A 15,313-nucleotide genomic window follows, 5' to 3' on the forward strand; every position below is an offset into this window, starting at 1 on the left:
AAATGCTGCAGTTGGCCCGGGCCGTGTTGATGAAAGCGCCTCGGGGAGTGCGGCGTCCGGACTCTCTACTCATTTTCGTCATCACAGCACTACTTTCGACCGCACCCGAGCATGGCTTTTCTCTTCGACGATGGAAGATGAGGTCAGGATATTGATTGCTCGTTTGGTGGCCGCGCGCTCGTCATTGAGACGATGGACAGCAAGAGTCGCATCAAGGAAAGCTTTCCCGAAAACGCCTCGATGCTCGAGATCACGAACCTGATTTTCCCCTTCCCATATAGCGGTGTTAACCCCCTTCAGCGTTGCTAGGAGAGGGGCAATCCCCTCGGTATCCGCAACACCCGATTGGCTGGCGATCCCCAGGAGTAGACTTAGCTCGTGCTGGACGTGCGCAAGTTTTTCTGGATCGACCAGACGCTTCAACTTGATCTCTAGGATGCTGATCTTATCAAAGAGTTCTCCCACGGATATGGGAGCCAATATATCTACCACGACCAAACTCTCCTCTAAGCGTGCCCGTGTCCAAGGTCGTGACTGAGCGCCTTGATCATTCCCATGAGAATTGCCCCTTGATGCCTAAAGTCGTGTGCATTCCGCCATTGTACGGCAGCGGCGCGCACCGAGCGGCATTGCGACGTATCTTGTTCCAGATGATGGAGTGTCTCCACGATCCCTTGCGCGATCTCGGCCGGCGAGACACCCGGCATACGAAAAACGGCATCTCCAAGATCATCGAAGATGGGAATCGGAGTGACCAGAACGGGGCTGCCTGACGCCAGACTGAACCGTGCCGCGGCACTCGCCGCCTCGCCTGTCGCCTGATAGGAATTCACGATCAGATCCGCCTCTTGCAATAAAAGCAAGCATTCTTCGTCCGGAAGATAGTCTGTTCGGAACTCGATTTGGCCCTCCAATTCGAGTTGGCGGATCGTTCCTCTTACCTTTTCCACCTCAGCTTCCGAGACATCGGCAGGATACTGCGCATTTAGCATCAGAAGGCGCACGGAAACCCTTTGGCCAAGTAAAATTCCCATGGCCTCCACAAGTTCGGGAAGCCCCTTCCCGGGCAGGCAGAACCCGAATGAAGCAATAAGCGCGCTGTGTCGGTTCTGTCGCGCCGCGACTGGGCGATCCGCTCCGGAAATAATGCCGAGCGGAAAGAGCGTCACATTGTCTACCAAGCCCAGCGCCTTTAGTCTGTTTATGTCGGCTTGACTGTGCGCCAGCAGGCGGTGGCACTTCCTGAGGCCGGAGATTAGGCCAGCTAGTTGAAAGTCTGGATCTTTTTTTGAAGGGTCAACCGTGGAGTGCAGCTCCATGATGACTACAATACCACGGGCGACTGCCTCTTCGATGAAGGCATCAAGCTCGGCGTGATTGTAGAAGCCATAATTGAAATGGATGACCAGCGCACCGACCTCATCCTGCTCTAGATTCACGAGTATGGCCGCGAGGCCATTCACACCCTTGCCCGGCCACCAGATCCTACGGCAGTTTTGTGCATCAGGCCGGATGCGAGGCTCCTGATGGGCGGCATAGACAACCACATCCTCCTGCGGCAAGCCATCGATGAGATGTGCCGCCGCGGCGGCAATGCCACATTTGACGTTCCATGTCGTTATCCATCCGACCCTGCGATGCCCGCTTAGCGACGCTGAGGGGCGGCCAGAAGCAATCGTGGCCACATCCTGCTCCGTCATCGGAGCTGCCATTGGGGAAGTTGCACGAGCGATAAAGTTGAGGGCGGTCCGCCCAGCTCTCTTGGGGGTACGATTGACCTCACACATGATGCCCTTCAGGCGCTGCACCGTGGACTGTGCCATGCCTATCTCTTGCAAGGCGAGCCCCACTCGACCACGCATGAGTTCGCGAACGGCACGGATTGGACCCGTCACTCGCCAGGAAGTGCTGGCGCGCAATTGAGACAATTGCGCTTTCATCTCAGCCGCATGTGCAGTTGCACGCGCTTCCGCCTGCGCCGTACGTGTCTCCGCCTCTGCCACGCGCGCTTCTGACTGCGCCATGCGAGCCTCGGCCTTTGCCACGCGCGCTTCTGACTGCGCAATGCGAGCCTCTGCCTCTGCCGCATGCGCTTCCGCCCGCGCCATACGTGTTTCCGCCTCTCCCGCGCGCGCGTCAGCCTCCGCCACCGCCTGCCCCGCACGCGCTTCCGCTCGCGCCGCTCGAGCCGCTACCTTGGCAACACGCGCGTCAGCCAGCGCGATATGCGCCACCGCCTGCCCCGCCCGCTCTTCGGCCTGCCCGGCTCGCTTCTCAGCACCGACGATCCTGTTGAGATGCTCGGTGTCAGTCGCGCGAACAAAGTCATCGAACACGTTTGGCGGCGTCTCGAACGCAGGCGACAAATCATTCCAGGACTCTGCGGCAATGTAGAAGCGATTCAAGCCATCGAACCACGCGAACCGATAGTTCGCAACTAACAGCAATGACTCCCACACCAAATGGTTTTGCTCTTGCGAATTCGGCTTCGTCGCCTCAACCAAGACGATCCAAGGCCGATGGTTCGTAAAGTCAGCCCCGGCCAGAACGTCGCGCTCAGCTCCTTCGACGTCTATTTTCAAGAAATGAATATCTGCTGGAGCGTGCTCGGTGCAGATCGAGGCCAATGTCCGTAACGGAACCTCGTGCTCTCGGACTTCGAATCCGGCCAATCGATGCTGCTCGGCAATGTCTCGATCCATAGTCGACATGCCGGTGCCGACCACTTCAAAGAAACGTGTGCTCCCTGTGTCGGCGCCGGCAGCGACGCCCAAAGTTACGTCCCGGGGGCGTGCTCCCGCGATGCGAGCTACATAGGGTGGATTGGCCTCGATATTAATCCCACGCCAACCACGGTCGCTAAAGGCCCGCGTGATAGAGTATTCGTCTGGGTGCGCCGCGCCCACGTCAATCCAAAACCCGTGCGGAATGTGCTTCAAAGCCCGCCAGAGCATAACATCTTCAAAGTTTTGAGCGTACGAAATAAAAGTCACAGAAGATACCGTCGCGTGTAACTCTCTACCATCGAAGTTGACTCCACCGTTGCCAGATCCCGTCTTTTCCTAAGTTGACTTCATACAGACAACGGGTCAAACGCCTTGAATCAGATCCAGCTTTTTATCGTACCGTCTCATTCCATTGACAGCTTAGTTGAGTCTCGACCTGGATAAACGTAAGATTCCGCGATTGGCATCGCCTACACCTCTTCATGCTTACGTCTGTTCCAGGGCGAGCTCAACCAAAATAGGCGGACAAGACCTCGTTGGTAGGGCCGTCCATCAGCACGCGACCATGCTCCATCCACAAAATGCGATTACAATTCTTCTGCAGCAACTCGCGCGAGTGGCTGGCAAGGACCAGTATCTTGGTTGTGTCGACGATCTCGCGCAGCCGCTTGTCGGCTTTGTGCTTGAAATCCTCGTCGCCGGTGGAGAGCCATTCGTCCATGACGAGTATTTCCGGCCGGATCGCCGTGGAAGTCGAGAAAGCTAGGCGAAGCTGCATGCCGGACGAGTAGGTCCGGAATGGCATATCGAGGAATTCACCCAATCCGGTGAACTCGGCGATCTCGTCGAATTGTTCCCGCAATTGTTCCGGCCGCATGCCCATCATGGCTGCGCGGAGCTTGATGTTTTCGCGGCCCGTCGCCTCCGGATCGATGCCCAGCGCAATGTTTATAAGCGAGACGCACTCGCCGTGAATCTCCGCGGATCCGCCCGTCGGCTTATAGATGCCCGACAGTACGCGCAACAGTGTCGTCTTGCCGGCTCCGTTGTGGCCGACGAGGCCGATCCGGTCCCCCTCCTTCAAGGAAAGGCTGACATTCTCGAGCCCGCGTACAATGACATGGCCGTCCCCCCGGCGGTCGATTGCGCCTCCGGTCGCGACGCTAAGCACCCGGTTCTTGAGAGAGCGGCTTGCCGCGTTGAACACCGGAAATTCGACCGAGACGCCGGTCAAAGTGATGGAAACCATAGGATACTCAAAGCCAATAGGGAATACGGTGACGGTAGCGGCCGAACAGGAGTAGCGCGACCGTCCAGCCGACGACCGCGAACGCTATGCATGCCGCCCAATTGGTCGTGGACGGCCTCCCCCCCAGAAGCGGTTGCTGCACCACGCTGATGAGATGGTAGAAAGGGTTAAGATCCAGCAGGAGCCGCGAAAAGCCTTCCGGAAGCGTGCGTGGCATCCACATCACCGGGGTCAGGTACATAACGACCTGCAGGAGATTCTGCATCACTTGCGTCATGTCGCGATATCGGGCGCACAGCACCCCCAGAATAAGCATGATCCAGAGCAAGTTGAGCGCCAAAATGACAAAGCCAGGCAGCGCAAAGAGAACGTGCCATGACGGAATGCGCCCGACGGCCACGAGGACCAGAGGGTATATGAGAATGTTGTGACCAAGAATGATCGCATTGCGGTATAGCGTCCGCAACACGTGAGTGAACAGCGGCATGCGTACTTGGAGGATAACGCCCTCGGCGCCAATGAAGGCAGTGCATCCCTCGTTGATCGACGACGCGATGAACCCCCAGAAAATCAGGCTGACGCAGATGTAGGGAAGATACTCCTGCATCGGCGAACGGAAAAGCGTGCCGAAGACAAACCCGAGCGCGCCGATCATGACACCCATGTTGATGGTCAGCCAAAACGCCCCGACCCGCGAGCGTCGGTAACGCTGCGCCACGTCCTGCCAACTGAACGTCGTCGCAAGGTGATGTTTTTCGAGCGCAACGCCTATATCGGCGAATGCCTCTGTGAGGAAGCCTGTCTGAGTCGGCAGCATATGTCCGATCATGCGTGTTCTGCCCAGGCCCCGACTGTGCGCGAAAGGCGATACATTATTGGCTTAGTGACATCAAGTTGATGAACCGTCTTTGCCACTTGTTCTAGGCTAAACGCACGAGATTGCCGTCGCGATCTAACCATGGAGCGAGGCGGCACCGAATCTCCAACAATACCTCTGACCTTTTTTCAAATTTCCTCCGATCCGAAATATGACGTCGGTGAAAAAAAGTCTCCTCATCGTAGTAAGTCCAACCGTGATCGATGATATTTCTCTTTTTATTTTCGATGTTCGTTAACAAGGTTGAGACGCGCCGCTTACTAAGCTGGCGACAATCGTTCATCCATTCAACTGGACTATAGTTAGCACAGGTGTAGCGCCCGATTTTCCACGTTGAACGAAGACGGCGGCTTTCGATCTCTTCCATACCGATGACAAGGGAATGCTTTGCGATACGTTCGAAGAGACGCATCCAAGGCAGCATCACAGTATCGACGACCTCAGCCGGCTCGCCCCCAAAAGTGTTGAGCCACGACAGAACAGCATTTTCTGGCTTTCTAATGGTGCAGACCGATTTCACCAATCCGTCGCGCAGCATCCGGACCAGATCATCGTCCGCATCGTGCGCCTTATAGATAGCATGGGTAGTTTCACCCGACGTGAGCTGTTCGCGCTTATCGGCAAGGATAGAAGCAACACTCCCTCGACGCAATAACGCTCTCTTAACTACATTGAAGGAATATGTAGATCCGCTTCGAGGCATTCCAGAGACGAAAACTATCATTCGCCGCGCCCAAGTTATTTCCTTTTTCTAGATGATCTCTATCTCCGGGAGCGGGAAGATAAACTTGCCTCCGTCTGCGAGGTATTCACGTTCCCGGCGCAGGATGCTATCCTTGAAATGCCAGGGCAGGACCAGAAAGTAGTCCGGCTTCATCGCTCTCGCTTCCGCTTCGGAAATGATCGGAATGTGCGTTCCGGGGGTCATGCGGCCGAACTTTTCCTGGTTAACTTCGGCAATCGCTGGAATTTCGGCTGCCGTGAAGTTGCAGAACTGCAGGACAACATTCCCCTTCGTCGAAGCACCGTAGCCCAGTACCTTCTTGCCGTCGGCGACGAGTGCCTGAATAAGGCGCGACAGATCGTCCCTGTGCCGGAACACGCGTTCCTCGAAGTCGCGGAACGGCCGCGGTGTGGATAGCCCCATGCGGTCTTCCTGTTCCAGCAGCCAATTGATGACCGCTTGATCCGCCTTGAGGCTCTTGTTGCCCTTGTGGGCGGCGGTGACGGCGAAACTGCCACCATTGATATTGTTCATGACGACATTGACGATCTTGAGGCCGGCCGCCTCCAGGATCTTCGCGACGACTCCAAGAGAATAATATTCGATATGCTCGTGGCAGATCGTGTCATAGGAGTTGAGGCGAAGCATGGACGGCATGTAGCTTTGCTCGAAATGCCAGATGCCATCCTCGGCGAGGACCTCAGCCACCTGGCGGACAAACGCCATGGGATCTTCAAGATCGTAGAACATCGCAATCGACGTCACGATTTTTGCGCGCTTTTGGGAGACGCCACGATAGGCTTCGGCCGAGAAAAAGTCCGGTACCAGTTTCACATCATTCGGATAATACTGCACAAACTTCCTGCCGGTGGGATCGATGCCAATCCGCGTGAGCCCTGCGGCCGAATAGGCTTTGAGGGTCGTGCAATCGTTGCTGCCGATATCGAGAACGACGTCGCCACTGCGCGGAGTGGCAAGCCTTTCAAGGAACCGGACCTTATGCATCAAATGATCGACCATCGACTGGTTGAGGCCCGAGCGATAACCATAGTTATCGCCGTACATCTCGCTCGGCTCATAGGAATGCCGAAGCTGCAGAAGTCCACTGGAGGGTGACCAGACCAGTTCCAGTGGTCCTTCCGTCACGGGTTCGGACGCCGATTTGGGGAACACACCGGTGAGCGCCTGCTCGCCAAGATTGAGCACGGAGACGAGGTCCTTGTCCTTGCCGACACGACAGGCCTCGATGGCGTGATAGCTTACCTCGTTCATGATTTCGTACTCTCAAGTTGTTGATCGGGGCGAGTTGTGTAGCCTGCTATAAGCCAATTCAACGCCGTCTATGCTTGGGTTACGCGTGCGCGGCAGTCGTTCAGAACCGCATCAAGGGTCGCCTCGAAGCGGTGTTTGGGCACCCAGCCAAGTTGTTTACGAGCGCGGGTTGCGTCTCCGACGATGCGTGGCAGGTCGCTGGGCCGCAGCCGCAGGAGGTCTTGCTCCATGGCGATCTTGACGCTGCTTTGCGCCAAGAGCCGCTCCAAAATATTTCCCATCCGCCAAGATATGCCGGATGCTACATTGAAAATCGTATTCGGTGCCAGATCAGAGCTGCTCAGCACCACGCGCGCGTAGGCGCCGGCGACGTCGCGCGCGTCCAGGAAGTCCCGCTCCGCATCCAGATTGCCGACGCGAATGACGGGGGGAGCCAGGCCTGCTTCAATCCGCGCGATCTGCATGGCGAAGGCCGGCACAGCGAACGCTTCCGTTTGCCCCGGTCCTGTATGATTGAAGGGGCGCAGGCGAATGCATTTGAGACCGCGACGCGAGAGCGCTCCCAACGCGAGATCGGCCGCCGCCTTGGTGACGGCGTAGTCGTCGACAGGCGCAAGCAACGCGCTCTCGTCGAGCGGAAGGAGCGCCTTTGCACTTTCGCCGTATACCAAGCCCGATCCTACATGAAGCAGCCAGCACTTCGGTGCCTTTTCAAGGATGGCGTGGGCTACGTTGAGCGCGCCCTGCACATGGATGCGCCAGGTGCTTTCGAGGTCGGCCCGCGCGGCTTCAAGCGCCGCGACGGCAGCCAAGTGAACGACATGCGTCGGTCCATGATGAACGATCGCCTCTTGGACGGCAATCTTGTCGGTCACGTCGAGCGCTTCGATCTGGCCGAGTGTGGGATGCAGTCCTCCATCCTTGGAGGTCGCAATCACGGCTATGTCGCTGCCGCAAATGCTGTGTAGCGCATCAAAAACATAGGGACCGACAAAACCCCGCGCACCCGTGATCAAAACCCGCATGCCGATCTCGCTAGCCCATCTCAAAGGTGCTGGTCACGCCTGACACGCTCAAGGTCGGCTTCGACCATTTCAACGACAAGCTCCTTGAGGCTCGTTTCCGCTTCCCAGCCCAACTTCTCTTTGGCCTTCGCTGGATCGCCATGCAAGACTTCAACTTCCGCAGGCCTCAGAAAACGTTCGTCGATCGTGACGTGGTCTTCCATATTCAGGCCAACGTGCTCGAATGCAAGCTTGCAGAACTCCCGGACCGATTGGGTGCTGCCAGTGGCGACAACATAGTCGCTCGCGGTATCCTGCTGCAGCATCAACCACATGGCTTTCACATAGTCACGTGCGTGACCCCAATCGCGCTTGGCATCCAGGTTGCCGAGGGCCAACTGCTTCTGCAGCCCTAGTTTGATACGTGCTGCACCATCGGTGATCTTGCGCGTAACGAACTCGATACCTCGCAACGGCGACTCATGGTTGAAGAGAATCCCGCTCGAGGCATGGAGCCCAAAACTCTCACGATAATTGACTGTCATCCAATGTGCGTAGAGCTTAGCTGCCGCATATGGAGAGCGCGGATAAAAGGGGGTTTGTTCCGACTGAATGGGCTCCTGAATAAGCCCGAACATTTCAGAAGAGGATGCTTGGTAAAAGCGGGCTTCCGGACGCACTATCCGCACTGCTTCCAGCATTTTGGCCGCCCCAAGGCCGGTCACCGAGCCTGTCAACAACGGTTGCTGCCACGACGACTTGACGAAAGATTGCGCGGCAAGATTGTAGACTTCGTCAGGACGAACCTCCCCTAGCACCCGAATAAGGCCAGACAAGTCGGTCAAGTTGCCGTCATGCAACTCGATCTTGTCCGCGATCCCGAGCCATTTTAGCCGGGACCCGACCACATCGGCTGAAGCGCTGCGTCGCAGCAGGCCGTGGACCTCATATCCCTTCTCGAGCAAAAACTTGGAGAGATAGGCTCCATCTTGCCCTGTGGCACCAGTAATAAATGCTCTCTTGGAAGCCATAGTTGGGCCGTTTCTATTTAATCTTCGTTTCTGAAAGAACCCGCAAAACGCTCACCTTGCGCCAAAGCGCGTCAGCCATTTGCGAGAGTGTCGCCATCACCTTAACCGAGCTATGCCCGACCATAAACATCGTCAAAGCGCACGATGTCGTCTTCGCCTAGATATTCCCCGCATTGCACCTCGATCATCACAAGCGGCAGGATACCGGGGTTCTCCAGGCGATGCTTGTGGCCGCATGGGATATAGGTGGACTGGTTGGTCGTGAGCAGGATTTCATTCTCACCGTTGACGACCTTCGCGGTTCCACTCACCACGACCCAGTGCTCAGAGCGGTGATGATGAGACTGAAGACTTAGTCGAGCGTTCGGCTTTACCTCAATCCGCTTGATCTTGAATCGATGGCCCTCCTCCAGGACGGTGTAGGTACCCCAGGGGCGGTGTACTGTGCGATGCATCGTCGCGGTGTCGTGCCCCTCCGCCCCGAGGCGGTTGTAGAGGTCCTTCACCTCCTGCGCCTTGTCCTTGTGCGCGACCAAAAGCGCATCCGGCGTGTCGATGATCAAAAGATCCGAGACGCCGACAAGGCCTACCAGCCGATCTTCGCTGTGCACGTAGCAGTTCGCCGCGTCGTGCAGGATTGCCTCGCCGGTGGCTCGGTTGCCGCTGTCGTCAGCCGAAACAAGCTCGGATAGCACGGACCACGAGCCGATGTCCGACCAATCGAAACCGCAGGGCACGAAACCCACATTGCTTGCCTTCTCCATCACCGCATAGTCGATGGAAACGGCCGGAACAGCCGCGAAGCTTTCCCTGTCTACCTCAACAATAAGCTGATCTTTCGCATCGTTGGTCCTGCCTTTGTCAAGCGCTGTGCGCGCGCTGGACAAGACGTCCGGGCAAAGATCTTGCATGGCTGCGATCATCGAGCCAGCCGTAAAACAGAACATGCCTGAGTTCCAAAAGAAGCGGCCACTGGCGATAAATTGGACGGCTGCGGCCGCATTTGGTTTTTCCACGAACCGAAGGACCGTATCCCCTTCGGCCTCGACATAGCCAAAGCCTGTTTCAGGGCGGTCAGGCTTCACTCCGAACGTGACGATCTGGCCCGAAGCCGCAAGCGACGCCGCTTTCACCACGCTCGCGCGAAAACCGGCATGGTCCACTATCAGATGGTCCGCCGGGAGCACGAGGAGAATGGCGTCCGGGTCCTGTCGTGTGACATGCAATGCCGCGAGCGCAACCGCGGCTGCGGTGTCGCGGCCGAACGGCTCCAACAGAAATGTATTCTTCACGCCTGGCGCTGCCACCTCCGCATATTCATCCGCGGTAAGAAACAGTAGGTCGCGGTTGGTGACCGTCACAACATGATCGACACCTTCGATTTCTACGGCGCGGGCATAAGTCTTGCGAATGAGCGTCCCTCCCTCCGGCAGAGGGATAAAGGGTTTCGGATGCAAGGCACGAGAAATCGGCCAGAGCCGAGAACCTACACCGCCACTGATGATAACAGGAACGATATTGATCAAACTTCAACCTTCCAAGATTTGAGCCCGGTAGAATCTGAGCCCGTTTCTGTCTTCGGAGAGGTGACTGCCAGTGACGATTATCGCCGGAGCGCTCTTGCTGTTAGCGTGAAGCGCAAGCGCAGGCGTGGGCAATGCTCCGCGGTCGACTGGAACCAGGCCGGCCTCAGCGATCGCAGCATGAACAAGCTGGGCGATATCCGGACTGGATGCGCGCAGGTCACCGCCGACGTAGACCCTCGAACCTTCGTGCAACGTGCCCCGCCCCATCAGCATGCGCACGAAAGCGAGGGTGTAGGTGAATGCCGGCGACCCTTGAAGCTCATTGACAAGACCACGCAGTCCACTGGTACCAAACTTCAAAGTCACCGCTCGCCATCCTCCCCGAAGAAAGTTGACCTGGCGCAGGTTAAGCAAAGGGACATCGCCTTTACGCAGCCTGTGACGGCACAACGGCAAGTGCGGATCCGCGGCTAGCATGCCTGCCATAGATCAAGGCCATTTGAGCGGCCCGCCGTTTTCTCTTAGGTGTCGCTAATGTTACTGAACAAAGGGATGTTCCTCTGATTCCAACAAGGGCAATTCCCTTCAAGAAGGTCTCCTTGAGCTGCCGAGCCTCCCGACCCCGTAAGTGGCCCGTGCTTAGGTTTCGCGAAGTGGCTTGTCAATCTCCGGCTGAGCCAGCCCACAGCCGGATCGCAAATTACGGGGGCCAAGACCGCTGATACGCGGCCTTCCTGCTATTTGGAAGGTGTCCAGGCCTTTTCGCCGGCGGTGAACAGAAAGTTCAAACCGCTGCCGTCACATCTCTGCCTCTACCACTCTTCTCCAGAAAATGGCTTCGGAAGGCGCCGTGGGCCATCCTCGCATCTTGGCGCGGTAGCTGTATCATTTCAGCAAGAGAAACAGCTATGTCAGCCCAATTTTCTAACGAATGGCTTCAACGGCACCACATCATCAAGAGCTTACCGTTTCGCATTCGTGAGATCAGAACCGACAATGGCCATCAGTTCCAGGCGAAGTTCCACTGGCAGGTAGAGGGCTACGGCATCCGCCACGCCTACATCAAGCGCGCCACGCCGCAGCTGAACGGTAAGATCGAACGCTCGCACCGGTCGGATCAAACAGGGATTCTACCAGTTGCTCAGCTACAAAGGCGACGTCGATCTGGTGGCAAAACTCAACGAGTAGGAACGCTTCAACAACTTCGCCAGACTACACGGCGCCTTCAACGGAAAGACGCCTTACGAGGTGCTTCGTGAGAAGCTATGATCACGATACGAGGTGTCCCGAAAGCACCCGCAGCTTACACTCGTCCGTTTCTGTTACGCCGTAGGACGCGGGCTGAGCAACGAGCGAAGGCGCGTAGCGCATCGCTTGTCATTTCTCTTGCTGCAACAATCGTCCGACCACACATCGGCATGATCCACGCCAATCAGGGATGAAATGACCGAATACCCGGCTCAACTTCTTGGTCTCCAGTCGTGAATTGGCAGGGCGTCGCGCTATTGTCGGATAGTCATTCGTGGCGATTGGTCTTACCCGCGCGGCCGGACCGCCTAAGGAGCGCGAGAGGCCAAAAATCTCCACGGCAAAGTCTGCCCAGTTTGTCGCACCACTGCCGGCAAGGTGATAAATGCCCCACTGATCGAAGTCCGTCCTCTCACGGAGTTGCCGCGCGATGGCCAGGATTCCATCCGCGATATCCAGCGCCGAGGTCGGATTACCACATTGGTCAGAAACGATTGAGACCTCATCGTGTTTCGCCGCCAGCCGCAGCATGGTCCTGACGAAGTTTTTACCGAATGGGCTGTAAACCCAGGCGGTACGCAGAACGAGATGGCGGGGATTGGCCGCAGCAACGGCTTCCTCGCCTGCCAGTTTCGAGGCTCCGTACACGGATTGCGGACCGGGCGCATCGTCCTCTCTATAGGGTCTGTCGAGCGCCCCATCGAAAACGTAATCCGTCGATAGCTGGATGATCGGCGCGCCCACTGATGCGGCCGCCCGCGCCACCTCGCCGGCGCCAGTCGCATTGATGGCAAAGGCCAGTTCGGGTTCGTGCTCTGCCTGGTCCACGGCGGTATAGGCCGCTGCCGAAACAACGATATCAGGCCTCACAGCCTCGATCGTCGGCGCGATTGTCTCTACGCGGGTCAGGTCAAGTCTGGGACGCCCGGCGAATATGATCTCCACGTCCTCCATCGTTGACGCCCGCTCGGCCAGGCTCGACGCGACCTGCCCTGCCCTGCCGGTGACCAGTAGCCTCACGCCGCGCCTTGCCTCACCGTGCCCAAACGATTTCCGGTGTAGCGCTCCCGCCGGATCGGCCCCCACCACCATTCGTTGTCGAGATACCAGTCCACGGTGCGCGACAGACCCTCCTCGAACGTGACCGATGGAGTCCAGCCCAGTTCACGCCCGATCTTGGATGCATTGATCGCATACCGCCGATCATGTCCGGGCCGGTCGGTGACGAACGTGATCTGGTCACGATAGCGGCGCCCGTTGGCGAGTGGCCGGCGACGGTCCAGCGTGTCGCAAATCGCCTCAACAACTGCGAGGTTGGTACGCTCCGAGCTTCCGCCGATATTGTAGCCCTGCCCCGGAGTACCCCTGACAGCCACGAGTTCCAATGCCCGCGCGTGGTCCTCCACGAAGAGCCAGTCGCGCACGTTGTTGCCGGTCCCGTAGACAGGCAGCTGCCGTCCGTCGAGCGCATTCAGAATGACTAGAGGAATGAGTTTTTCAGGGAAATGAAACGGCCCATAATTATTGGAGCAATTCGAGAGGACCACGGGCAGCCCATAGGTTTCATGCCATGCGCGGACCAGATGATCGGACGCTGCCTTCGAGGCGGAATAGGGCGACGAGGGCGCGTAGGGCGTTTCCTCGGTAAAGTAACCGTTGTCGAACGGCAGGTCGCCGAAGACCTCGTCGGTCGAGACATGATGGAAGCGAAACCGATACTTGGCTGGCTCGGGCAGTTCGCGCCAATAGGCCAGCGCTGCCTCCAGCAGCCTGAACGTTCCCACGACATTGGTCTCAATGAACGCGCCCGGTCCATCGATCGATCGATCGACATGGCTTTCTGCCGCAAGATGCATGATGATGTCGATCCTGTCGTTTCTCAGGACGTCAAGGATGCGTGCGCCGTCGCAGATATCGGCTTTCTCGAAGCGATGATTGGTGTGATTTTCGATCGGCCGCAGCGACGCTAGATTGCCCGCATAGGTCAGCTTATCGACGTTTGTCACGTGATTTGCGGAATTCGCGCAAAGGTGCCGACAGACAGCCGATCCGATGAAACCCGCGCCTCCAGTTACAAGAAAGTTCGTCATCGGGCTATTCTCCCGCTCACTCAAACGTATCGGCGGCCCGCAAGAGCGGTGCATTACGATCCTTGTCCGACAGGACAAGCGCCGCTGTCGGTAGCGGCCAGTCGATGCCTATGTCGGGGTCGTCGAAGCGGATTGCACGATCGTGGCCCGGCGAATAGGTATCCGTGACCTTGTAGATCACTTCGGTGACGTCGCTTAGCGTCACGAAGCCATGCGCAAAGCCTTTCGGTACCAGGATCTGGTTCCATTTTTCCGCTGAGACTTCGAGTGCAACCCACTTGCCGAAATCCGGCGAGTGCCTCCGGATATCCACGGCGACGTCCAGGATCGCCCCCCTGGTCACGCGCACCAGCTTGTCCTGAGCGCGCGGAGGCAACTGATAATGCAGGCCGCGAAGGACGCCCTTTACCGCGGAAAAGGAGTGGTTGTCCTGCACAAAGGACATAGAGATACCGGCATCGGCAAAGGTACTGGCGTTATACGTCTCGCAGAAAAAGCCGCGCGCGTCCGAAAAGCGTCGGGGTACAATTTCAACGACACCGTCCAGGCCGAGTTCCTTGACTTCAAGCATATCGACTTAGCCTGCTTCGCTGACGACGCGCCTTAAATAAGCGGCGTACTCATTTTTCCCGAGCTGTGTTGCACGCGCCATCACCTGATCGGCGCTGAGCCAGCCGGAATTAAAGCCAATCTCCTCGGGGCATGCGATCTTGATACCCTGGCGGTGCTCTAGGATGCTGACAAAGGACGAAGCTTGTTGAAGGCTATCGATCGTGCCTGTGTCGAGCCACGCATATCCTCTACCTAGCCGATGAACCTGCAGCTTGCGGCGTTCGAGATAGACGTTGTTAATGCTAGTAATCTCAAGTTCGCCGCGAGCAGAAGGTTTAATTCCAGAGGCGATATCGAGCACCTCATTATCGTAGAAATAGAGGCCGGTGACTGCCCAGTTTGACTTTGGTTCAATCGGCTTCTCCTCGATTCTTAGCGCCCTCCCTGATGCGCGATCGAAAGTGACGACACCGTATCTTTCTGGATCATCAACATAGTAAGCGAAAACCGACGCACCTTCGGTTTGCATTGCGGCAGACCGGCAGATTTCGGCAAGCCCCTGGCCAAAATAGATGTTATCACCAAGAATCATAGCCACGCTATCGCCGCCGACAAAATCGCGGCCGATGACAAAAGCCTCAGCGAGACCCCTGGGGTGTGGCTGCTCGGCATAGGACAGATTAATGCCAAATCCGGAGCCGTCGCCGAGCAGTGCCTGAAATGCCGGAAGATCTCGTGGGGTTGATATTACAAGAATGTCCCGAATACCGGCAAGCATCAGCACGCTCATCGGGTAGTATATCATAGGTTTATCATATATCGGAATGAGCTGTTTGGAGACGGCCAACGTCACAGGATAGAGTCGTGTGCCGCTACCACCGGCCAAAACTATACCTTTCACAGCCTGCTACCTCCGATCCATTAGCTTCAGGAAGACAATACAGTCATACCGATGCTCCAAGGCACAGATTGTAACGCCTGCCTCGGATAAATTGTGAGCACATGGATATCCTG

Annotated in this window: 13 protein-coding genes and 2 pseudogenes; 1 reads left to right on the plus strand and 14 read right to left on the minus strand. The window is 57.1% G+C overall.

Going from position 1 to position 15,313, the window contains the following annotated elements:
- Nucleotides 1–81 precede the first annotated feature (81 nt).
- The 10 genes and pseudogenes from RBH77_RS19755 to RBH77_RS19800 form a co-directional block, all read right to left on the minus strand.
- Nucleotides 82–492, minus strand: a complete 411-nt coding sequence (locus RBH77_RS19755) for a DUF6165 family protein (protein ID WP_311029269.1) — start codon at nucleotides 490–492, stop codon at nucleotides 82–84.
- A gap of 14 nt (nucleotides 493–506) precedes the next feature.
- Nucleotides 507–2,954 (minus strand): FkbM family methyltransferase, encoded by a 2,448-nt coding sequence (locus RBH77_RS19760; protein ID WP_311029270.1) that lies wholly within the window; start codon nucleotides 2,952–2,954, stop codon nucleotides 507–509.
- Nucleotides 2,955–3,234: 280 nt separating this feature from the next.
- Nucleotides 3,235–3,975, minus strand: a complete 741-nt coding sequence (locus RBH77_RS19765; protein WP_311029271.1) for an ABC transporter ATP-binding protein — start codon at nucleotides 3,973–3,975, stop codon at nucleotides 3,235–3,237.
- A 7-nt stretch (nucleotides 3,976–3,982) separates the two neighbouring features.
- Nucleotides 3,983–4,804 carry an ABC transporter permease gene (locus tag RBH77_RS19770; RefSeq protein ID WP_311029272.1) on the minus strand — a complete coding sequence of 274 codons (822 nt, stop codon included), beginning with the start codon at nucleotides 4,802–4,804 and terminating at the stop codon, nucleotides 3,983–3,985.
- Nucleotides 4,805–4,895: 91 nt separating this feature from the next.
- Nucleotides 4,896–5,576 carry a hypothetical protein gene (locus tag RBH77_RS19775; RefSeq protein WP_311029273.1) on the minus strand — a complete coding sequence of 227 codons (681 nt, stop codon included), beginning with the start codon at nucleotides 5,574–5,576 and terminating at the stop codon, nucleotides 4,896–4,898.
- Nucleotides 5,577–5,603: 27 nt separating this feature from the next.
- Nucleotides 5,604–6,848: a class I SAM-dependent methyltransferase gene (locus RBH77_RS19780; protein WP_311029274.1), complete on the minus strand. Its 1,245-nt coding sequence runs from the start codon at nucleotides 6,846–6,848 to the stop codon at nucleotides 5,604–5,606.
- Nucleotides 6,849–6,916: 68 nt separating this feature from the next.
- On the minus strand, nucleotides 6,917–7,873 hold the full coding sequence (locus RBH77_RS19785) for an NAD-dependent epimerase/dehydratase family protein (protein ID WP_311029275.1): 957 nt from the start codon (nucleotides 7,871–7,873) through the stop codon (nucleotides 6,917–6,919).
- Nucleotides 7,874–7,893: 20 nt separating this feature from the next.
- Complete coding sequence (gmd, locus tag RBH77_RS19790) at nucleotides 7,894–8,883, minus strand: GDP-mannose 4,6-dehydratase (protein WP_311029276.1); 990 nt, start codon at nucleotides 8,881–8,883, stop codon at nucleotides 7,894–7,896.
- A 110-nt stretch (nucleotides 8,884–8,993) separates the two neighbouring features.
- The gene (locus tag RBH77_RS19795; RefSeq protein WP_311032622.1) at nucleotides 8,994–10,406 is read right to left on the minus strand and encodes a mannose-1-phosphate guanylyltransferase/mannose-6-phosphate isomerase; all 1,413 of its coding nucleotides are present in this window, start codon (nucleotides 10,404–10,406) and stop codon (nucleotides 8,994–8,996) included.
- 27 nt (nucleotides 10,407–10,433) lie between these two features.
- Nucleotides 10,434–10,775 (minus strand): annotated as a pseudogene (locus tag RBH77_RS19800) (phosphomannomutase); the annotation flags it as partial.
- A 581-nt stretch (nucleotides 10,776–11,356) separates the two neighbouring features.
- Between RBH77_RS19800 and RBH77_RS19805 the strand changes: the two are divergent.
- Nucleotides 11,357–11,678 (plus strand): annotated as a pseudogene (locus tag RBH77_RS19805) (integrase core domain-containing protein); the annotation flags it as partial.
- A gap of 108 nt (nucleotides 11,679–11,786) precedes the next feature.
- Here RBH77_RS19805 and rfbD read toward each other — a convergent pair.
- Genes rfbD through rfbA form a run of 4 tightly spaced genes read right to left on the minus strand, consistent with a single transcriptional unit; the run spans nucleotide 11,787 to nucleotide 15,200 of the window.
- Nucleotides 11,787–12,677, minus strand: coding sequence for a dTDP-4-dehydrorhamnose reductase (gene rfbD / locus RBH77_RS19810; RefSeq protein ID WP_311029277.1), 891 nt, complete (start codon nucleotides 12,675–12,677; stop codon nucleotides 11,787–11,789).
- Complete coding sequence (gene rfbB, locus RBH77_RS19815; RefSeq protein ID WP_311029279.1) at nucleotides 12,674–13,747, minus strand: dTDP-glucose 4,6-dehydratase; 1,074 nt, start codon at nucleotides 13,745–13,747, stop codon at nucleotides 12,674–12,676. The genes rfbD and rfbB overlap by 4 nt, the downstream gene beginning before the upstream one ends.
- 16 nt (nucleotides 13,748–13,763) lie before the next feature.
- Nucleotides 13,764–14,318 carry a dTDP-4-dehydrorhamnose 3,5-epimerase gene (gene rfbC / locus RBH77_RS19820; RefSeq protein ID WP_311029280.1) on the minus strand — a complete coding sequence of 185 codons (555 nt, stop codon included), beginning with the start codon at nucleotides 14,316–14,318 and terminating at the stop codon, nucleotides 13,764–13,766.
- 6 nt (nucleotides 14,319–14,324) lie between these two features.
- A complete protein-coding gene (gene rfbA / locus RBH77_RS19825; protein ID WP_311029281.1) occupies nucleotides 14,325–15,200 on the minus strand; it encodes a glucose-1-phosphate thymidylyltransferase RfbA in 876 nt (291 codons plus the stop codon).
- Nucleotides 15,201–15,313 lie beyond the last annotated feature (113 nt).

Source organism: Mesorhizobium koreense (assembly GCF_031656215.1).
In the GTDB taxonomy this organism is placed as follows: Bacteria; Pseudomonadota; Alphaproteobacteria; order Rhizobiales; family Rhizobiaceae; genus Mesorhizobium_L; species Mesorhizobium_L koreense.